Genomic DNA, 18,962 nt, shown 5'->3' with positions numbered 1-18,962 from the left:
GCTTTTTATAAAAACGAATAGTAAAGGACGATAAATATTCTTTTTATTGTTTTCTCTTTTTCGCCGGCTCACATTGCCAAGAATAAAACGCCGTTATTTCGTCGAGTTACGAAAGCCTCACTTTACGGCGGCACCGACGCCCCTCACCCAGCGTTAATCAACCGTCAGAGCCAGGCCGCAGTGCGAGTTACTCGTAATTTTCACATAAAAATAACAATTTAATTTACTTCCGTGACGGCGATAGACAAACGGCGTAATAATTATTTACGCTTAGCGGCCAGTGTGGCATTGTGTACGATAATCATTATTACTAACATTAACGCGGTGAGTACAAACCGCGTATAAATTGCCCGTTGACTAATAAAAGCGGCGGGAAATTACCGCTTATTGCCACACTTTATTCTGTGAAGTCGAGTATTGTCGTCAATCGTGAGTTTAGGTTAAAAATACGCTATGACACCGCTACAGCCTCAGCACTCCTACAAAATCGTTGGCTTTACGCCGAGCATCAATCCTGCGTATCGCCAAAAGCTGCTCTCTCTGGGCATGCTCCCCGGCTCCGTGTTTAAAGTGATCCGAATTGCTCCGCTGGGCGACCCCATTCAAATAGAAACGCCGCGCGTTTGCCTAATGCTTCGCAGAAAGGATTTGGATTTAATCAGGCTCAGCCCGGCCGACTGAAGCGCTGACGCTCCCGCCCGCAGCTTCGCTAATTCATTGACTTTTCGCCGTTGGTTAACACATGAAACAACTTACTATCGGGTTAATCGGTAACCCAAACTCAGGTAAAACCACGCTGTTCAATCAGCTGACCGGCTCGCGCCAGCGCGTAGGAAACTGGGCCGGGGTCACCGTTGAGCGTAAGGAAGGCCATTTCAAAACCGAAGCGCATCAGGCCACGCTGGTCGATCTGCCCGGTACCTATTCATTGACGACGATTTCCGCTCAGGCTTCTCTCGATGAGCAAATCGCCTGCCACTATATTTTAAGCGGCGAAGCGGACCTGATCCTGAACGTGGTCGACGCATCCAATCTGGAACGCAGCCTCTATTTAACGCTGCAGATTCTGGAGCTGGGCATTCCCTGCATCGTCGCACTGAACATGCTCGACATCGCCCGCCACCAGCGCATCGACATCGATATCGATGCGCTGTCCAATAAGCTCGGCTGCCCGGTTATCCCTCTGGTTTCCACGCGCGGACGCGGCTTAAAAGAGCTGAAGGCGGCGATTGATAACCGCAGGCCTAACCTTCACGCATCGCTGACAACCTACCCGGAAGAGATCGAAGCCCAAGCGGTACGCCTGGCGGAAAAAATGCCGGAAACGCTTTCCGCACAGGAAAAACGCTGGCTGGCGCTACAGATGCTTGAAGGCGATATTTATAGCCGCACGCTGGCAGGGCAGGCCGAATCCTTACTGCCGGAAGCGCGGGAAATTCTACAGCGCCACTATCAGGAAGACCCCGGGCTCATCATTGCCGATACGCGCTATCAGGTCATCGCTTCCGTTTGCCACGACGTCCACAACCTCAGCCAGGCCACGCCGAGCAGGCTGACGCAGCAGTTGGATAAAATCGTCATCAACCGCTGGCTGGGGCTGCCCATCTTTCTGTTTGTGATGTACCTGATGTTCGTGCTGGCGATTAACATCGGCGGCGCGCTGCAGCCGCTGTTCGACGTCGGCTCTTCGGCCATCTTTATTTCCGGCATTCAGTGGGTCGGCCATACGCTAAGCTTCCCCGATTGGCTGACGATATTTCTCGCTCAGGGCATCGGCGGCGGCATCAACACCGTGCTGCCGCTGGTTCCTCAGATTGGCCTGATGTACCTGTTCCTGGCCTTTCTGGAGGACTCCGGCTACATGGCCCGTGCGGCGTTCGTCATGGACAAGCTGATGTACGCGCTGGGGCTGCCCGGCAAGTCGTTCGTTCCGCTTATCGTCGGCTTCGGCTGCAACGTGCCTTCGGTAATGGGCACCCGCACGCTGGACGCGCCGCGCGAGCGGATCATGACCATCCTGATGGCGCCGTTTATGTCCTGCGGCGCGCGGCTGGCCATCTTCGCCGTTTTCTCCGCCGCGTTCTTTGGTAAAGACGGCGCGCTGGTAGTGTTCTCGCTCTATATTCTGGGCATCGTGGTCGCCATCCTGACCGGGCTAATGCTCAAGTACACCATCATGCGCGGCGAAGCGACGCCGTTCATTATGGAGCTGCCGGTCTATCACGTTCCCCACGTCAAAAGCCTGCTGCTGCAAACCTGGCAGCGCCTGAAAGGATTCGTGCTGCGCGCAGGGACGGTGATCGTCATCGCCAGCGTGCTGATAGGCGGCCTCAACAGCTTCTCCTTCTCCGGCAAGCCGGTAAATAACATTAACGATTCGGCCCTGGCCGCCACCAGCCGCGTAATAACGCCGCTGCTTAAGCCGATGGGCGTCACCGAAGACAACTGGCAGGCGACGGTCGGTCTGATTACCGGCGCGATGGCCAAAGAGGTGGTAGTCGGCACGCTCAACACGCTGTATACCGCCGAGCAAATCACCAGCGAGCCGTTTGACTATGAAAACTTCAACCTGCTCACCGAGCTGGAAGGCGCCGTCACCGAAACCTGGGACAGCCTGAAAGACACCTTCTCCCTGAGCGCGCTGAGCAACCCCATCGAGGCCAGCAAGGGCGACGGTGAAATGGCCGGCACGTCAATGGGCGTAATGAGCAGCAAATTCGGCAGCGTTTCCGCCGCCTACAGCTACCTGATTTTTGTTCTGCTCTATATTCCCTGCGTCTCCGTGATGGGTGCTATCGCGAGGGAAAGCAGCAAAAGCTGGATGCTGTTCTCCATCCTCTGGGGTCTGGACGTCGCCTACAGCTTGGCGACCGGCTTCTACCAGTTGGCCAACTTCAGCGCGCACCCTACTCAGAGTACGGTCGCCATTGCGCTTATCGTCGCGTTTAACGCCCTGGTGATATACGCGCTCTACCGCATGCGGGATCGGGCGATGATGCGCGTTCCGACCAAAACGCCTCAGTCCTGCTGCGACAACAAAACGGGGCACTGCCACTAATGGCAAGCCTTATCGCCATTCGGGATGCCGTCGCCCTGCTCGGCATCGCCGAACTCAACCAGCTCAGCCGGCAGTTTAACCAACCGCCGGCTCTGATGCAGGCGATGCTAAAGCAGCTCGAAAGCATGGGGCAAATTGAACGCGTTGAAGTGGACGAGCACTGCGCCATCGGCGCCTGTAAGAACTGCCCGGAGGGGAAGGCTTGCGTGACCGAGGCTTACAGAATCAAGAAGCACATCTCTGCCTAACCTGCCGCACCTTCAACAAACTCCCTGACTTCGCGACAAAACGCCTCCGGATGCGACATAAACGGCGCATGGGCGGCGTGGGCTATCGTCCGCGACGCGGAACCGGGCCAGAGCGCGTCAACCAGAGGGATGACGCGCCTTGGCACCAGGCCGTCCTGCGAGCCGTAGATCCGCAAGCCTGGCATCGGCAGCGTTTTGAGGGCCGCGCGCAGATCGTTTTCAGCCAGCAGGGTCAAACCGCCATTCAGCACTGCGACGTCCGGCATCGGGCTGCCGGAAACGGCCTGCTTCAGAAGGCGCACGTCGGCCTGGGCGTCGGGTGCGCCGAGCGCCTGAAGTTCTAAAAAGCGGTGGACGGTAAGCTCGAAGTCCGCGCTGAGCTGGCGTTCAAACCCGCGTAAAACCGCGCTTCTAATACCGGGCCAGCCTTCCTGCGGCTTTTCAACAAAGCAGGGGGAGGACGCAACCGTAATCAATGCCTCTATCCTCTCCGGGTAATCCAGCGCCGCTTGACTCGCCACCAGCCCGCCCATCGACCAGCCTAACCATACGGCGCCGGAAGGAACGTTGTCCGTAACGACTTTCGCCATCTCCCCAAGCGTTAAAACGCCGAACTCCCGGCTGCGGCCGTAGCCGGGCAAGTCGATAAGGTGTAAGCGAAAATGCGGCGCAAGCCGCCCCGTAATGCAATGCCAAACCTCGGCATTCAGCCCCCATCCGTGCAGCAGCACAAGATCGCGCCGCCCTTCTCCGATCGTCCGCTTAAACAGCGTTGCCATAAGTTAATATCCTGACCGTCGTTCGCCCCTTTGGGCCAAGGAGAAATAATGCTGACTATTGATAGCCTGTGTTGGCTTTGCCTGCAACCGTTACGCATCGCCCGACACGGCGTTTGTTCCGTTTGCCTGACGTTGATACCCAAGCTTCCATCCTGCTGCCCGCGCTGCGGGCTACCGGCGCGCAGTGAAAAGGCGCCCTGCCCGGAATGTCGGGCGCGTCCTCCCGCCTGGTCGCAGCTGATTGCCGTCAGCGACTACGTTTACCCGCTAAAGTGGCTAATCGCCCGCCTCAAGTTTCAGCGCGAAGACAAATATGCGCCAACGCTCGCCCGTCTGATGCTGTTAGCCTGGCTGGAAGCCCGCAGGCGGCGTGGGCTAATGCGCCCCGACCTGCTGCTTCCCGTACCTCTACATCGGCGGCGCCACTGGCGGCGGGGCTTTAACCAGTCGGAGCGCGTCGTCCGCCTGCTCTCAAAGTGGGCGGGATGCCGAACGTACGCCTCGGCGCTGGTTCGGCTCAGGGCCACCCAGCCCCAGCAGTCGCTGGAAGCTCAGCGGCGAAAAGATAACCTGCTCGGCGCATTCGCCTGCCGGGCCGACGTCAGGGGGCTTCACGTCGTCGTCTTTGACGACGTCGTCACGACGGGCAGCACGGTCGAAGAAATTGGACAGCTTTTGTTACACCATGGGGCAGCATCGGTGCAGGTTTGGTGTTTGTGCCGCACCTTGAAGAGTGAAAGCAAATAGGCGTATTATATCCGACAAGAAAGGTCAACTACTGAGCATGTCATGATTACTATTACCGAATCCGCCCAATCGCATTTCCAAAAGCTGCTTTCCAGTCAGGAAGAAGGCACGCAGATCCGCGTGTTTGTAATTAATCCCGGTACGCCAACCGCCGAGTGCGGCGTTTCCTACTGCCCGCCGGACGCCGTAGAGGCGAACGACACCGAGCTTAAGTTTAGCGGCTTCTCTGCTTACGTAGACGAAATCAGCGCACCGTTCTTGGAAGACGCGCTGATCGACTTCGTGACCGACCAGCTGGGCTCCCAGCTTACGCTGAAAGCGCCCAACGCTAAAATGCGTAAAGTAGACGACGACGCGCCGCTGATTGAGCGCGTAGAGTACATTCTACAGTCTCAAATCAACCCTCAGCTGGCGGGCCACGGCGGTCGCGTGTCGCTGATGGAAATCACCGACGACGGCTACGCCATTCTGCAGTTCGGCGGCGGCTGTAACGGTTGCTCCATGGTTGATTACACCCTGAAAGAAGGCATCGAGAAAGAGCTGCTCACGCGCTTCCCCGAGCTTAAGGGCGTGAAGGACCTGACCGAACACCAAAGCGGCGAGCACTCCTATTACCGCTAACACGATCAGTGTGAAATGAACAAAGGGAGCCTTGGCTCCCTTTTTCAGCCTGTTGGCAAACTATCCTAATTAGCTTCAGAGGATATTCCGGCCGAAAATGCAATCTACCTATATAACCATCGTGTTCGGCCGGAAAGACGCTTGTATTAGCTTTGGGAGTGCGGCGGGCCTAGCCCTCCTACGGGCGCTTCGTTGGCTTACGCCAAGTCGACCCCAACGGAGGCCTCTCCCACCGTTTGACTCCGCAGTTTTATTTAAGACCTTTTGTCAATACTCTCAAAAGGAGCCTAGGCTCCCTTTGTTATTTATTCATTCCCAATCAGCGCTGACTATCAAAATATCCCGCAATCTGCTTCAAATCCGCGCCGCTCGCCAGCGCAAGCTGGAGTAAAATGCGCGATTTTTGCGGATTCAAAAAGCCTGAACCGATAGCGAACGACTTTGAGCTTACGTAGCCCGATCCGGCTCTCGTCGCCATCACGACGGGAATGCCTTTTTCGCTCAGCTGTTTAATCGCCTCCTCCATTTTGCTGGAAACGTTGCCGTTGCCGCTGCCCGCAACGACAATGCCCTTAGCGCCGTTCTTTAAGGCGGCGTCAAGCATGGCCGGCAGCTGATCCTGATAGGAGTATAGGATCTCAACGGCAGGCAGGCTGTCGAGCTTGCTGACGTCAAAGAAGGCGCTGTCGACGGGTTTTGCCGGGGTGTAATAGAACTTCGGCTTGCCGCTGACAAAGACGCCCAGATAGCCCGGCTCATAGGCCTTAAAGGTATCTATCGTGGTTGAGTTCGTCTTGGTGGTATAAAACGCCGAGCCTATGCGATCGTTAAGCACCACCATCACGCCGCGCTTCTGCGCCTTTTTATCCGCGGCTAACGTCACGGCCTCCAGCAGGTTCATCGGGCCGTCGGCGCTAATGGCCGTGGCAGGGCGCATGGCGCCGACCAGCACTACCGGCTTATCGCTTTTTACCGTTAAATCAAGGAAAAAGGCCGTTTCCTCAAGGGTATCCGTACCGTGAGTAACCACCACGCCCTGCTGCCCTTCGCTACCAAGGAGCCCGTTTATCCGCTTGCTTAACGTTAACAATATTTCGCTGCTGATATTTCCGCTGATGGTGTTGGAAATCTGTTCGCCTTTCACCGTTGCGACGTCGCTCATTTCCGGCACCGCTTTTATCAATACGTCAATGCCCAGCGACCCCGCCTTATAGTCGGTGGTATCGGTGTTAGATGCAGAGCTTCCGGCAATCGTGCCGCCGGTGGCTAAAATGGTAACGTTCGGCTTGGCCACATCGGCCGCCGCCAGCGCGGGCGCAGCGGCACAAACCAGCGCGCCGGACAGCAGCGCGCTCAATAGCGCTTTTTTCATAATCACACCCCTCGTAATAGGTTAGAAAAACCATTTTCTATGCGGCCAGCGCAGGCGCTTTGCCGCGACTATTGCCATTTCTCACGCCGACAGGCGCTTAAGCAGGCCGGTAAAAATGGAGAATCCGGTAAACAGCTGTTTTTCATCAATATCAAACTCGGCCTGATGGTGCCCGGCTGGAATATCTGAACCGACGACAAAATAGGCCGCCTTGCCGCCGTGGGCCTGCACGCGCTTAATCAACAGCGTTGCGTCCTCGCTGCCGTTGAAGTTCATCGTGCGCTGGACTTCCTTCACGCCGGGAACGGTTTGCGCAACGTCGGTCACGTACGCGGTCATCTCGTCATCGGGGATGAAATCCACCGCTTCCCCCATAACTTCCGTTTCCAACTCGACGTCAAAGCTTTGTGCAACACCCTTTGCACGCCTTAGGGCCTCTTCGGTCATGTAGTTATTAATCTTTTCATTTTCTCCGCGCACTTCGACCTGCATTTCGGCAAACGACGGTATGACGTTGCGCCCTTCGCCTGCTTTCAGCACGCCGACGTTGACGCGGGTCATGCCTTCGCCGTGGGTCGGCAGGCTCATAATCTGCACCGTTGCGTTACAGGCCGCCAACAGCGCGTTTTTCCCCGCGTGCGGCTCCATGCCGGCGTGGGCGGCCTTGCCCTTAAAGCGCATATCCATCTTCAGCGTGGAGAGATAGCGCTCCGGCGCAGCGACAACCACGCCGCTGGGAATATCACAGCCGAGATGGCCGCAGGCAAAGTAGTCGACGTCGTCAAGAATACCGCTCTCGGCGATAGGCCTCGCGCCCCTGACGCCCTCCTCCGCCGGTTGAAAAATAAGTTTGATAACGCCCTTTAACGGCATGTCCCTGTTCTCAACAAGCCAGCGGGCTACGCCCAGCCCTATCGCCGTGTGGCCGTCATGGCCGCAGGCGTGCATATAGCCGGGGTTGGTTGAGCCAAAGCCCTCCCGATTCGGCGCGTGTTCGTTTCGATCGGTTTCCTGCACGTTAACGCAGTCAATATCAAAGCGAAACGCAACGGTCGGGCCAGGACGCCCGGTGTCAAACACCACGGCGCATCCGGTATAGTCGCCGATGCGCGCCAGCAGCGCATCATCAATCCCGCGCTCTTTTGCCGCCCGCTTCGCCTTTTCTACAATGGCCGGGCTACGCCCGCGAACGAAGGCGGGATTAATAATACTTTCACCGGTTAAAACGGTATGCCCCATAGCTTCAAGTTTTTCGATAAGCCTGGCGGTGGTGACAAATTCAGCCCAGCCCGTTTCAGGATAGCGATGAAACTCACGCCGCCATTTAACTAACGTATCGTTGTCTATCGTTGTCATCTTTACTTTCCTATTTTGCGTAATCCAACTAGAGCGCGTAGCGAATGAAAGCGGCGATTAACGTAGCTATCGTTCCTACGGCCAAAGGCACTGCGGTTCTTTTCACGACGTCGATAGGGCTTGCCTTAACGACCGAGGCAACGATGATGACGACGGCGGAAACCGGAGATATGGCGCGAACCAGATTAGATGTGAACTGCATCGGCAGCGCAACCATTATCGGATCGACGTGGGCCTGATTGGCAATCGACGGAATGATTTCGATAAAGGAATAGAACACCGCGTTGCCGCTGCCGCTGATAAACGTAATCAGTGCAGTAAGGCCGGAGAATATAAACATCAGGCCAACGCCGGCGTTATCGACGTTTTTCACTACGCCGGAAATCATGTCGATAATGCCAATCGCATTCAGGCCGGCAACCAGCGTTCCGGCCGCAACGATAAGCACCACCACCTGTGAGAATCCTTCTCCCATGCCTTTGAAGAACAGGCCCGCCTGCGTCATCTGCTCTTTAACATCGCGCTTGCGGATAAGCTCGGTCACGAACGCCAGCGCAAAGGAAAAGAGCGTTATCTCTACCAGGCCAACCTTAATCTGGCGGAAAAACAGCCCCAGCACGATGATAAGAATAAGGGGAACCAGCGGGAACAGCGCATAGTAAGCGGGTGGAAGCGCCTTCGCGCTTTCAAGCTTGCTCTCATCCACGTCGGTGAATGCCGCCTCGCCCTGGCGTCTGTCCATATATTTCTGCCAGAAATAGTGCGCAATTCCCATCAGGACCAAAACCGGCAGCGAAATAACCGCATGGTGCACGGTGACATAGTCAACGACGTGCTCAAAGCCCAGCAGCCTTGCCGCCACCACGTTATCGCCGCCCAGCGGCGTCGGCATAATGGTCGCCGTCGTGGCGATGATTCCGGCGGCCGTCATTGACGACATCTTTGCCGCCCGCAGTATCGGATACAGCGTCGCCATTAAAATAACCGCCAGAGAAGACGCGCTCGGGATAACCAGAGACAGCAGGTTACCGAGCCAGAATACGATAGGCACCAGTATGTACGGCGATCGGATTTTCGAAATCGGTTTCGACACCAGGTGAACCGCCGCGTCGTTTGCGCCGATGCGCGACATATAGGAAGAGAAGCCGAAGAGAACCATGATGATGATGCCGGCTCCGCCAAACTGTTTAATAAACCCTAACTGAATCTGTTTTAACGGATCGAGCCAAACGTTTCCCGTACTTTGCTTCACGTCTAAAACGGGCATCCCCAGAGTCGCCGCACCGACCATCAGCGCGATACCGGCAACAAACAAGACAAGCTTCGCTTCGTAATTCTTCGCTATTGCATAGCCTGCTAATACAAGCACTATTACACTGATTATGATTACAGTCATAGCCGCCTCACGTTAATTCTTCTTGTTAAATATCTTCAAATGAAGATAAATCGAAGTATCAGCAATCAGCGTTGCTCACGCAATAGACAAAGTTAAAAATCTTGACCTCAGTATCAGTTTTGGCTTGACATCTTCTTCAGATAAAAACCCGCCTTGAATCTTTATATGAAGTATCTTAGCATGAAGATACTTTCATTTTGATATAAACGACTAATTGAAAACCATTAATTATGAAAAAAATATCTATTATTGGTATCGCGTTGGCCCTGTCTGCGGCCTTCTTATGGGGAACGGCGGGGACGGCGCAAAGCTTCGTGCGTGGAGCGACCTCCCCCTACTGGATAGGGGCATTCAGGCTGATGGTAGCCTGTTTGTTCTTTCACCTGCTTTTTTTCTATCGTGCGTCCGTCGGCGGAAAAGCCCAAGACGGCCATGCCATTCATTTGCCCCATACGCTCGGTAGAAAAGAATACTGGCTGCTTATCGCTATTGCCGGGGTGTGTATGGGGCTTTATAACCTGGCGTTTTTTGCCGGCATAAAGGCAACGGGTATCGCCATAGGTACGGCGACCACCATCGGCAGCGCGCCGATTTGGGCCGGGCTCATGCAGGCCATCGGGATGAAAAAGCCCCTGCCTGGAATTTGGTGGCTCGGTACGCTTTGCGCCACGGCGGGCGGAACCTGGATGGTGCTTTCACAAAGCGACTCCTGGCAGATAAACGTTACGGGGCTGCTTATTTGCCTGAGCGCCGGATTCTGTTATGCGCTTTATACGCTGGTCAGCAAAAGGCTAGTAAGCACTTCGTCACCGCTCACTATCACAAAGCATACGTTCACCACCGCCATTTTTATTGCAACGCCGATTGCCTGGGCGCTGGCGGGTACGCCGACGATAAGCCCGATGAGCGTAGCCGTTATACTCTATCTGGGGCTGTTGACCACGGGGGTTGCCTATCTGCTCTATACGCAGGCCTTAAGGCACATCAGCGCCCCAACCGGCGTCGCGCTGGGCCTTATTGAGCCTATCGTTGCGTTTATTCTGGCTATCGCCGTCGCGCACGAGGCGGTTAACCTGCTGGCGACGGTCGGGCTATGCCTAATACTGGTCGGGCTGTGGTTGGTTTTACGCTCGGAAAGCCAGCAGAAGGCGTAGTGTAGGGGTTTAATAAAATGAAAGGCTCGCGTTTGTGAGCCTTTTTCATGATGAGGGTACGGAGCTATTCGCTCTTTTCGTTAAGTTCGCTTTTTTGCGACTTGATGAGCTTCTTTAACAGCTCGGCCAGCTGCTCTCTGTCTTCGACATCAAGCCCCTGAATAAGCGCCTTCTCGATAGCCACGTGGGTCACCACCGCCTCAAGGGTCAGCTTCCTGCCCTCGGGGGTGATCTTGACGATCACGCCTCGCCGGTCTGATGGATCGGGGATCCGGACGATGTATTTCTTTTCCTCAAGGCGATTGATGCGGTTAGACAGCCCGCCCGATGAAATAAGAATTTTCTTTTGCAGCTCTTTTGGCGACAGCTGGCGGTCGGGGTTTCGGGCCAGCGCGGCCAGCACTTCAAACTCACCGACGTTGAGGTTATAGCGCGCGAAGTTTGCGTCGACAAACTGAGAAATATAGTGGCTCATGCGCACAATCCGCGCAATTACCGGCAGGCCGCTTAAATCCAGCGAAGGAACGGCGTCCAGCCACTCCTGAATGAGCTTATCAACAAAGTCTTTATTTGAGTCTTGTTTTATTTCTGTCATCACCGCAAACCCGGCTTGTAAGCCTGTTTTTAAGTTAAAATTCGCCTAGCGCCTTAGGCTGCATCCCAGTCTATCATGAACTGATTAACGATCCACGCTCTCTAGCCTCCGCGTTTTCGCTTACATTTCATCTCGTTTTACAATAAGCAATGCGGTTTATGTCGAGTGGAGAGGCTCTACTGGCAGAAAAGCGCCATAAAAAAGGGGCTTTCGCCCCTTTTCACGTTTCACCGTCGACCAGACAACTATTCAGCAAACGCCGAACCGCGGTTAGCCGTCGCCGCCAGCCACTCGGCCACGCGACGCTTCTCCTCTTCACTCAGCCACATGCCGAGCTTGGTGCGGCGCCAAACGGCGTCGTCGAGCTCTTTGACCCACTCATGCTTAACCAGATATACCAGCTCCGCTTCATACAGGCCGTGCCCGAACGCTTCGCCCATGTCCTCAAGGCTGTGGCGATTATCAAGCAGCACTTCGGTCAATGAGCCATAGGTATGGGCATAGCGTCTAGCCAGCTCTTCGGTCAGCCACGAATGGTTGCGCAAAAGCGTCTTCGCATAGCTATCGCGATCGGTTCCCATATCGCCGCCCGGCAGTACGCCGTTCTTTGTCCAGGCTCCGCCGACGCCCGGATAGTAGTGGGCCAATTTTTCCAGCGCGTGTTCAGCCAGCTTGCGGTAGGTCGTCAGCTTACCGCCGAATACCGACAGCAGCGGCGCTTTGCCGCCTTCGTCTGCGACTTCCAGCGTATAGTCGCGGGTCACCGCCTGCGGGGAATCGGATTCATCGTCACACAGCGGGCGAACGCCGGAATAGGTCCAGGCGATGTCATCGCGGGTAAGCTGCTTTTTGAAGTGGTCGTTATAAACCTTCAGCAGATAGCCCACTTCATTATCATCTATGTGTACGCTGCGCGGATCGCCGTGATATTCGACGTCGGTCGTGCCAATAATGGAGAATTCCCCCAGCCACGGGATGACGAACACAATTCGGTTGTCTTCGTTTTGCAGGATATAGGCCTGCGGCTCATCGTGCACTTTCGGCACCACGATGTGGCTGCCCTTAATCAGGCGAATGCCGCGCGGCGACTTGAGCTGTAGCCCTTGGTCATAAAACTGTTTAACCCACGGCCCGGTGGCGTTCACCAGCCCTTTGGCTTTCCATGTCAGCGTTTCGCCCGTCGCTTCATCATGCGCTTCAACGACCCAAATTCCTTCTTCGCGCCAGGCGCGGGTTACTCGCGTGCGGGTGCGAACCTCTCCTCCGCGCTCAACCACTTCCAGCGCGTTTAATACCACCAGACGGGCGTCATCGACCCAGCAGTCAGAGTATTCAAAGCCGCGCGTCAAACTTGGCTTTAGTACCGACTGCGGGCCAAACTTCAGGCCGTGGCTGGCGGGCAGGCTGGTGCGCTTACCCAGGTGATCGTACAAAAACAGGCCGGCGCGAATCATCCACGCAGGGCGCAGGTGAGGCTGATGCGGTAAACGAAAGCGCAGCGGCGTAGCGATATGGGGCGCAAGCCGCAGTAAAACTTCGCGTTCAGCCAGCGCTTCGCTGACTAAGCGAAACTCGTAATGTTCTAAATAACGAAGCCCGCCGTGAATAAGCTTCGAACTTGCTGAAGACGTAGCGCAGGCCAGATCCTGAGCTTCCAGTAGCAAAACGGAAAGCCCACGACCGGCAGCGTCAGCCGCAATGCCAGCACCATTGATTCCGCCGCCGATAACGATGAGATCTTTTATGTCCATTTCAACCACCCATTATGCTCGAAAGAGCGCAAAATGTTCGTATTCGAAAATCATATTAGCGAAATAATGTTCAAACGGCCAGAAAATTAACCAAATAAAAACATTTAAACGTGATCTAACTAACACGATATCCACAATAAATTCATGGTTACCGGAATTTGTTAGGGACATGTTATACAATTAATAAACGACTTACTGAGCGAGTTTGGAGGGGTAAGTGAACAAATCCATGCTAATTGGCCTTGGCGCGGGCGTTGTCCTTGCGCTGGGGATCGCCGCCGTTGCGTCAAACGGCCCGGGGCTATTTCAAACGCGCCCCACTTACGCACAGGTGCTTTCCGTTACGCCGGTAAAAGAAACCGTCACCACGCCAAAGCAAACGTGCCACGACGTCACGGTCACCCATAAAAAGCCGGTGCGTGACGAGCATAAAATTGCTGGCTCTCTGCTGGGCGCTGTCGCTGGCGGCGTCATAGGCCACCAGTTCGGCGGCGGCCACGGAAAGCAGCTTGCCACCATTGCGGGCGCGGCTGCCGGAGGCTATACCGGCCATCAGGTTCAGGGGGCATTGCAGGATGGCGATACCTACACCACGACGGAAAAACGCTGTAAGACCGAGCACGACAAGGTTGAAAAAACGATAGGCTACGACGTGACCTATAAAATAGGCGACCAGCAGGGAAAAGTTCGAATGGACCAGCAGCCCGGCAGCCAAATCCCGCTGGACGACAAAGGACAACTGCTGCTTCCAGCGCCTAAGCAGGCAAGCGCCGCTTCATCATAGCGGGCTTTACCGGGTTGACCTACAAAAGGGAATTTCGAAAGCAGGCGAAGAACTCGCCTGCTTCTTTATATATGCGAGCAAATCAGCAAAGCTCGAGCTTTACGTCATACTGCCGCACGATGTTCATCACGCTATCGGGCGGCTCCTGGTCGGTAAACAGATAGTCAATCAGGCCCATATTGCCCAGGTTAACCATGGCGTTCCGGCCAAACTTGGAGTGGTCGGTCACCAGCATCACACAGCGGGAATTTTCAATAATGGCGCGCTTGGTGCGCACTTCATGATAATCAAACTCCAACAGGCTGCCGTCGGCGTCAATGCCGCTTATCCCAAGAATGCCGTAGTCCAGTCGGAACTGGGAAATAAAGTCCAGCGTCGCTTCGCCAATAATGCCGCCGTCGCGCGATCGCACTTCACCGCCGGCTAAAATCAGGCGAAAATCGGGCTTCCCCGTCAGCAGGGTGGCAACGTTCAGGTTATTGGTCACTACGCGCAGGTTTTTGTGATTCAGCAGGGCATGGGCCACCGCTTCCGGCGTAGTGCCGATATCGATAAACAGCGTCGCGCCGTCGGGAATGTGGCTGGCGACGCGCTCGGCGATGCGGGCCTTTTCTTCAAACCACATCACCTTACGATCGTGATAGGCTGCGTTAACGGCTGAGCTTGAAGGCAGCGCCGCGCCGCCGTGATGGCGCTGAATCTTATGCTGCTCTGCCAGCTCGTTCAAGTCGCGACGAATGGTCTGCGGACTCACGCCGAAGTGCTCCACCAGCTCTTCGGTACTGACGTAACCGTGCTTACGAACTAAATCAATAATGGACTCATGTCGCTGTGTTTGTTTCACTTTGAGATCCTAAATACGCTAATCCTGATGCGCCCTTGTTATTATTGTGGCTAACCGTACTGCGCCCATTATACACATGCCCATTAACGCGCCTAGCGCCCCTGGCGCCTTTTAGACGGCCGCGTATCCCACCAGGCCAGCGCCAGACCCACGGCCAGGCCGCCGACGTGGGCCGCATTGGCAATGGAAAATCCGAACATATCAAAATATCCCGCCAGTAACCAGACTACCGCGAACGCCATCAGGGAGCGCTGCATAGAGACGCCCCTTTCCGGAGCCCGCTCCCCCGACAGCCAACAGTATCCCATCAGCGCATAGACCACGCCCGACAGGCCGCCGAACAGGTTGCCGCTAAACACCGCCTGCCCATAGCCGGACAGCACAGCCGACAGCAGCGTGATTTCCAACAGCTTCCCCGTCCCCAGGCGCTTTTCCAGCGGGCCGCCGAGATACCACCACCAGACGAGGTTAAAAAGAATGTGCAGCAGAGAAAAGTGTAAAAACGCATGGGTCACCCAGCGCCATACCTCAAGATACTGGCTGCTATCCACGGGATAGGCCAAAAACGCCATCAGCGTATCGTCGCCGAACAGCTGCATCAGAAGATAAACTACCGCACAAATAGCGATCACCGAAACCGTCAGCGGCCCGGCCTGCTGACGTAGGGAAGGAAGCATCGGCGTACGCTGATAGTGAATATCGGCGTTGGTCGTTCCTGACTCCCAGCTGGCAGCCATATAGCGCGGATCGTCGGGATAGTGAATAAAGTGTTCAAGCGCCCGGCGCGCCTTTGATTCGTCGCTATCGTTGAGCAACCACAGCTCAGCGCGCTGCGGCTGCTGGCGAACTTCCATTTCGACGTTCTGCGTCGCCATATAGTCGGCAAAGGCCTGCGCCGCACGGGCGTTAGAAAAAACGGTCAGTAGAATCATCCAGACTCACTCTACACGGTTGCAGGTCGTCAGGGCCTCGCCGAGCGAGAGCCCTCACCTCTAAAAAGGTTAATTTATCACAATAGCGCCGCCGCGATGAGGGATTATCAGGATAAGAATGTGTAGGAAAGTAAACGCGCCGTCAGGATGAAACTACGTTTTCAGGAAAGCTGCGCGCCCATGACTCAAATCCGCCCTCAACGCTATACACCCGTTCAAACCCTTGATGCGCCAAGTATTGCGCCGCGCCCTGGCTGCTGATGCCGTGATAGCACATGACCATGACCGGCCTGTCGAAGTCGGCGCTTTGCATAAAGCCGTTCAGGCTGGCGTCCGTCAGGTGAAAAGCGCCGGGGGCGTGGCCGGCGCTAAAGCTTTGAGCGTCACGAATATCCACCAGCAGAGCATCACCCTGCTGTAGGCGTTCAAGGGCGTCTGAGACGCTGATAATAGAAAAAGGTTCCATAACTCGCCATACCATAGTAAAAGACTCAACTATTATAGCGGCTTTTTACTCGGTTGCTATGGTTCGATAGCCCTTTCAAAAAGAGAATAAAAAAAGCGCCGATAAACGGCGCTGTTTCAGCAGAGTTTAGGTTACGCCTCAATGGCGACGCGAAGCTTCTTCATCGCGTTCTTTTCCAACTGGCGCACGCGTTCGGCGGAGACGCCGTAGCGGTCGGCCAGCTCCTGCAGCGTGGCCTTTGAGTCGTCGCTGTTCAGCCAGCGGGCGCGGATAATGTGCTGACTGCGCTCGTCTAAGCCGTTCAGCGCCTGCGTCAGCTTATCGGCCGCGTCGCTGTCCCAGTTTTCGTCTTCAATGCTTTCGGCGAAGTCAGAGGACTTATCCTCCAGATACATTGCCGGCGCGACGATGTTGCTTTCGCTATCGTCGTCGGGAGAGGCGTCAAAGGCCATGTCCTGAGCGGCCATGCGAGATTCCATCTCAAGCACGTCTTTGCTTGAAACGCCCAGCTCGCGGGCCACCAGCTCAACCTCTTCCTGGTTAAACCAGCCGAGGCGCTGTTTGGACTTACGCAGGTTAAAGAACAGCTTGCGCTGCGCCTTGGTGGTCGCGATTTTAACAATGCGCCAGTTGCGTAAAACGTATTCGTGGATCTCAGCCTTGATCCAGTGCACGGCGAAGGAAACCAGCCTTACGCCCACTTCCGGATTAAAGCGGCGCACCGCCTTCATCAGGCCGATGTTGCCTTCCTGAATCAGGTCGGCCTGAGGCAGGCCGTAGCCTGAATAGTTACGAGCGACGTGAACAACGAAGCGCAGATGGGACAGGATAAGCTTCTTCGCTGCCGCCAAATCGCCGTGATAATGCAGCCGTTCAGCCAGCTCGCGTTCCTCATCTGCCGTAAGCATCGGATAGCTGTTGGCTGCCCGAATATAGGCCTCCAGGCTACCTTGTGGAACCAGGGCCAAAGTTTGCATTTCTTTAGTCATTCAAACCCTCTTAAATAAGAATTCATGCATGACGGATTTTCATCTCATCGCAGCGGGACCGCCTTACTCACCGCTACATCCGATATGTAGACCAAAATTTCGCCTAAAAGTTCATTCGCCTTTAGAGAAACCGGACCGTTATATCAGCAAATGTGCGCCTTCATTTCAAGCCCTGGAGCTAAACGACCCCGTGGCTTCAGGCACATTTTTTAGTATACCAGAAATAACCTACCCCGGTGTAAACTGGCGTAAATGTCTCACCGTCGCAAGCCAAGCGGCTCCCCAGCCGATCATTGATGAAACCAGCAGCAAAAGTAGGCTTTCGTCCCAGCTTAAACCGTCGATAGAAAACAGTGCGCCAAACACGCTGGCCGCCTGCGTGACGGAAGAGTCCAGCATCCACACCAGCGCCTGCGACATGATTAAAGACAGCACCGCGCCAAACAGCCCCAGCAGCATGCCGCCGTTGAGGAACGGGCGCAGGATGAATCCGTCCGTCGCGCCAATAAGCTTCATGACGCTAATCGTATCCCGGCGGCTGAATATATTAAGCCGCACGCTGTTGCCGATAACGAGAAACACCGCCACTATCATCAGCACGCCGATCGTGACGGAAACGGAGCCAACCAGCTTCGTCAGGGCAGACAGGCGAGAAAACCAGCTGTCGTCGGTTTTCACTTCATTGACGCCGGGCATTTTAGCAACCGTATCCCGCAGGCCGCCGAGCGCCGCCGCGTTCAGGGAATCGACTTTGGGCGTTATGACAATGAGGGCCGGCAGAGGATTTTCGCTAAGCATATCCAGCGCGGAGGCGAACCCAGACCACTCGCGAAACTCCTTCAGGGCGCTATCGCGCGACATATAGTCGACGCTTTTTACGCTCTCCATCGCTTTGATCTGCTCAACCAACGCGTTGGCCGCTTCGTCACCGACGCTCTTTTCCAAATAAACGGTAACCTGTGGAGTGGGATACCACTTGGCCGCAGCGGTTCCGACGTTTTTCCACACCAGATAGCAGAGGCTCGGCAGCGTGAGCGAAATAGCGATAACCGCCACCGTCATCAGCGTCGCCACCGGCTGGCGCAGCATGTCGATAACGGTATTGCGCCAGGCGTAGCGCCACTGCTCGCGCCACCCGCCTCGCTCGCGCTTGACGACTTTTGGCTTGGGAGCAGAGCTCTTTTTCACCTGTGGTTTATTACTACGCATCGGAGCCGCCTCCCATTCTCCCGTGGGAAAGCGTCAGCGTTCGATAGGAACGGCTGGCGATAAGCCCCCTGTCGTGCGTCGCCATCAGCACCGTTACGCCAACCCGGTTAAATTCTTCAAACAGCCGCAAAATTCCGACCGACAGCTCATAGTCCAGGTTGCCGGTAGGCTCATCCGCCAGCAGCACCGCAGGCTTGTTGACCACCGCGCGCGCAATACCGACCCGCTGCTGTTCGCCGCCGGAAAGCTGTATAGGGAGACACTTCGCCTTGTCCAGCAGTCCTACCTTATCCAGCGCGGCCGACGTGCGGCGACGGATCTCTTCCGGCGCAGCGCCGCAGATAATCAGCGGCAAAGACACGTTGTCGTACACCGTTCGATCGGCCAGCAGGTTGTGGTCCTGAAAAACCATGCCGATTTGGCGACGCAGGAAGGGCACTTCCGCCGGCTTTAGGCGGCTCACGTCGTGGCCGGAAAACCAGATATGCCCGGCGCTTGGTCTTTCAATGCCGCAAATCAGCTTTAAAAGCGTACTCTTGCCCGCGCCGGAATGGCCGGTCAAAAACGCCATTTCGGCCTGCTGAAGGTGGAAGCTGACGCTCTGCAGCGCCTGCTGTCCTCCCAAATAGGCTTTACTGACCTGCTCAAAACGAATCATTGT

General features: G+C 55.6%; 19 protein-coding genes. 7 read left to right on the top strand and 12 right to left on the bottom strand.

The window, feature by feature from the left end; genetic code table 11:
* Positions 1–453: 453 nt before the first annotated feature.
* The 3 genes from feoA to V8L73_RS01765 all read left to right on the top strand — a co-directional run bounded on the left by feoA (position 454) and on the right by V8L73_RS01765 (position 3,306).
* Positions 454–681, top strand: a complete 228-nt coding sequence (feoA, locus tag V8L73_RS01775; RefSeq protein ID WP_027273523.1) for a ferrous iron transporter A — start codon at positions 454–456, stop codon at positions 679–681.
* Between the two features lie 61 nt (positions 682–742).
* Positions 743–3,058 carry a Fe(2+) transporter permease subunit FeoB gene (gene feoB, locus V8L73_RS01770; protein ID WP_347253988.1) on the top strand — a complete coding sequence of 772 codons (2,316 nt, stop codon included), beginning with the start codon at positions 743–745 and terminating at the stop codon, positions 3,056–3,058.
* Positions 3,058–3,306 carry a FeoC-like transcriptional regulator gene (locus tag V8L73_RS01765; RefSeq protein WP_027273525.1) on the top strand — a complete coding sequence of 83 codons (249 nt, stop codon included), beginning with the start codon at positions 3,058–3,060 and terminating at the stop codon, positions 3,304–3,306. Before feoB ends, V8L73_RS01765 begins: the two co-directional genes overlap by 1 nt.
* Here the strand turns inward: V8L73_RS01765 and bioH are convergent.
* On the bottom strand, positions 3,303–4,085 hold the full coding sequence (gene bioH, locus V8L73_RS01760; RefSeq protein WP_347253987.1) for a pimeloyl-ACP methyl ester esterase BioH: 783 nt from the start codon (positions 4,083–4,085) through the stop codon (positions 3,303–3,305). The two genes, V8L73_RS01765 and bioH, sit on opposite strands and share 4 nt — an antisense overlap.
* 48 nt (positions 4,086–4,133) lie before the next feature.
* Between bioH and gntX the strand changes: the two genes are divergently transcribed.
* Positions 4,134–4,832, top strand: a complete 699-nt coding sequence (gene gntX, locus V8L73_RS01755) for a DNA utilization protein GntX (protein ID WP_347253986.1) — start codon at positions 4,134–4,136, stop codon at positions 4,830–4,832.
* 42 nt (positions 4,833–4,874) lie between these two features.
* A complete protein-coding gene (gene nfuA / locus V8L73_RS01750) occupies positions 4,875–5,453 on the top strand; it encodes a Fe-S biogenesis protein NfuA (RefSeq protein WP_027273528.1) in 579 nt (192 codons plus the stop codon).
* Positions 5,454–5,772: 319 nt separating this feature from the next.
* On the opposite strand, the gene V8L73_RS01745 is transcribed toward nfuA, so the two are convergent.
* From V8L73_RS01745 to dcuC, 3 genes are all read right to left on the bottom strand, one after another.
* Positions 5,773–6,825 (bottom strand): asparaginase, encoded by a 1,053-nt coding sequence (locus V8L73_RS01745; RefSeq protein ID WP_347253985.1) that lies wholly within the window; start codon positions 6,823–6,825, stop codon positions 5,773–5,775.
* 81 nt (positions 6,826–6,906) lie between these two features.
* Positions 6,907–8,181, bottom strand: coding sequence for an amidohydrolase (locus V8L73_RS01740; protein WP_347253984.1), 1,275 nt, complete (start codon positions 8,179–8,181; stop codon positions 6,907–6,909).
* Between the two features lie 28 nt (positions 8,182–8,209).
* On the bottom strand, positions 8,210–9,550 hold the full coding sequence (dcuC, locus tag V8L73_RS01735) for a C4-dicarboxylate transporter DcuC (RefSeq protein WP_347253983.1): 1,341 nt from the start codon (positions 9,548–9,550) through the stop codon (positions 8,210–8,212).
* A gap of 257 nt (positions 9,551–9,807) precedes the next feature.
* On the opposite strand from dcuC, the gene V8L73_RS01730 reads away from it, so the two are divergent.
* Positions 9,808–10,731 carry a DMT family transporter gene (locus tag V8L73_RS01730; RefSeq protein ID WP_347253982.1) on the top strand — a complete coding sequence of 308 codons (924 nt, stop codon included), beginning with the start codon at positions 9,808–9,810 and terminating at the stop codon, positions 10,729–10,731.
* A 64-nt stretch (positions 10,732–10,795) separates the two neighbouring features.
* On the opposite strand, the gene V8L73_RS01725 is transcribed toward V8L73_RS01730, so the two are convergent.
* Positions 10,796–11,326 (bottom strand): MarR family winged helix-turn-helix transcriptional regulator, encoded by a 531-nt coding sequence (locus V8L73_RS01725; protein WP_027273533.1) that lies wholly within the window; start codon positions 11,324–11,326, stop codon positions 10,796–10,798.
* A gap of 245 nt (positions 11,327–11,571) precedes the next feature.
* Positions 11,572–13,077 carry a glycerol-3-phosphate dehydrogenase gene (gene glpD, locus V8L73_RS01720; RefSeq protein WP_347253981.1) on the bottom strand — a complete coding sequence of 502 codons (1,506 nt, stop codon included), beginning with the start codon at positions 13,075–13,077 and terminating at the stop codon, positions 11,572–11,574.
* A gap of 217 nt (positions 13,078–13,294) precedes the next feature.
* Between glpD and V8L73_RS01715 the strand changes: the two genes are divergently transcribed.
* Positions 13,295–13,861, top strand: a complete 567-nt coding sequence (locus V8L73_RS01715) for a glycine zipper 2TM domain-containing protein (RefSeq protein ID WP_051155575.1) — start codon at positions 13,295–13,297, stop codon at positions 13,859–13,861.
* Positions 13,862–13,943: 82 nt separating this feature from the next.
* Here the strand turns inward: V8L73_RS01715 and V8L73_RS01710 are convergent, their stop codons facing one another.
* The 6 genes from V8L73_RS01710 to ftsE all read right to left on the bottom strand — a co-directional run bounded on the left by V8L73_RS01710 (position 13,944) and on the right by ftsE (position 18,959).
* On the bottom strand, positions 13,944–14,705 hold the full coding sequence (locus V8L73_RS01710; RefSeq protein WP_027273535.1) for a DeoR/GlpR family transcriptional regulator: 762 nt from the start codon (positions 14,703–14,705) through the stop codon (positions 13,944–13,946).
* Positions 14,706–14,797: 92 nt separating this feature from the next.
* Complete coding sequence (glpG, locus tag V8L73_RS01705; protein ID WP_027273536.1) at positions 14,798–15,637, bottom strand: rhomboid family intramembrane serine protease GlpG; 840 nt, start codon at positions 15,635–15,637, stop codon at positions 14,798–14,800.
* A gap of 142 nt (positions 15,638–15,779) precedes the next feature.
* The gene (glpE, locus tag V8L73_RS01700) at positions 15,780–16,103 is read right to left on the bottom strand and encodes a thiosulfate sulfurtransferase GlpE (protein WP_347253980.1); all 324 of its coding nucleotides are present in this window, start codon (positions 16,101–16,103) and stop codon (positions 15,780–15,782) included.
* Between the two features lie 131 nt (positions 16,104–16,234).
* Positions 16,235–17,092, bottom strand: coding sequence for an RNA polymerase sigma factor RpoH (gene rpoH / locus V8L73_RS01695; RefSeq protein ID WP_261831737.1), 858 nt, complete (start codon positions 17,090–17,092; stop codon positions 16,235–16,237).
* A 228-nt stretch (positions 17,093–17,320) separates the two neighbouring features.
* Positions 17,321–18,301, bottom strand: coding sequence for a permease-like cell division protein FtsX (gene ftsX / locus V8L73_RS01690; protein WP_027273539.1), 981 nt, complete (start codon positions 18,299–18,301; stop codon positions 17,321–17,323).
* Positions 18,294–18,959 (bottom strand): cell division ATP-binding protein FtsE, encoded by a 666-nt coding sequence (gene ftsE, locus V8L73_RS01685; protein WP_027273540.1) that lies wholly within the window; start codon positions 18,957–18,959, stop codon positions 18,294–18,296. Before ftsE ends, ftsX begins: the two co-directional genes overlap by 8 nt.
* Between the last annotated feature and the right edge of the window lie 3 nt (positions 18,960–18,962).

This window comes from Leminorella grimontii (assembly GCF_039789245.1).
Lineage (GTDB): Bacteria > Pseudomonadota > Gammaproteobacteria > Enterobacterales > Enterobacteriaceae > Leminorella > Leminorella grimontii.
The sequence above is the reverse complement of the archived record's forward strand: the minus strand, read 5'-3'. Positions and strand labels throughout refer to the sequence as shown.

Coding starts and splice junctions, on each gene's coding strand:
- feoA (WP_027273523.1), top strand. CDS start 454: ATGACACCGCTACAGCCTCAGCACTCCTACAAAATCGTTGGCTTTACG.
- feoB (WP_347253988.1), top strand. CDS start 743: ATGAAACAACTTACTATCGGGTTAATCGGTAACCCAAACTCAGGTAAA.
- V8L73_RS01765 (WP_027273525.1), top strand. CDS start 3,058: ATGGCAAGCCTTATCGCCATTCGGGATGCCGTCGCCCTGCTCGGCATC.
- bioH (WP_347253987.1), bottom strand. CDS start 4,085: ATGGCAACGCTGTTTAAGCGGACGATCGGAGAAGGGCGGCGCGATCTT.
- gntX (WP_347253986.1), top strand. CDS start 4,134: ATGCTGACTATTGATAGCCTGTGTTGGCTTTGCCTGCAACCGTTACGC.
- nfuA (WP_027273528.1), top strand. CDS start 4,875: ATGATTACTATTACCGAATCCGCCCAATCGCATTTCCAAAAGCTGCTT.
- V8L73_RS01745 (WP_347253985.1), bottom strand. CDS start 6,825: ATGAAAAAAGCGCTATTGAGCGCGCTGCTGTCCGGCGCGCTGGTTTGT.
- V8L73_RS01740 (WP_347253984.1), bottom strand. CDS start 8,181: ATGACAACGATAGACAACGATACGTTAGTTAAATGGCGGCGTGAGTTT.
- V8L73_RS01730 (WP_347253982.1), top strand. CDS start 9,808: ATGAAAAAAATATCTATTATTGGTATCGCGTTGGCCCTGTCTGCGGCC.
- V8L73_RS01725 (WP_027273533.1), bottom strand. CDS start 11,326: ATGACAGAAATAAAACAAGACTCAAATAAAGACTTTGTTGATAAGCTC.
- glpD (WP_347253981.1), bottom strand. CDS start 13,077: ATGGACATAAAAGATCTCATCGTTATCGGCGGCGGAATCAATGGTGCT.
- glpG (WP_027273536.1), bottom strand. CDS start 15,637: ATGATTCTACTGACCGTTTTTTCTAACGCCCGTGCGGCGCAGGCCTTT.
- glpE (WP_347253980.1), bottom strand. CDS start 16,103: ATGGAACCTTTTTCTATTATCAGCGTCTCAGACGCCCTTGAACGCCTA.
- rpoH (WP_261831737.1), bottom strand. CDS start 17,092: ATGACTAAAGAAATGCAAACTTTGGCCCTGGTTCCACAAGGTAGCCTG.
- ftsX (WP_027273539.1), bottom strand. CDS start 18,301: ATGCGTAGTAATAAACCACAGGTGAAAAAGAGCTCTGCTCCCAAGCCA.
- ftsE (WP_027273540.1), bottom strand. CDS start 18,959: ATGATTCGTTTTGAGCAGGTCAGTAAAGCCTATTTGGGAGGACAGCAG.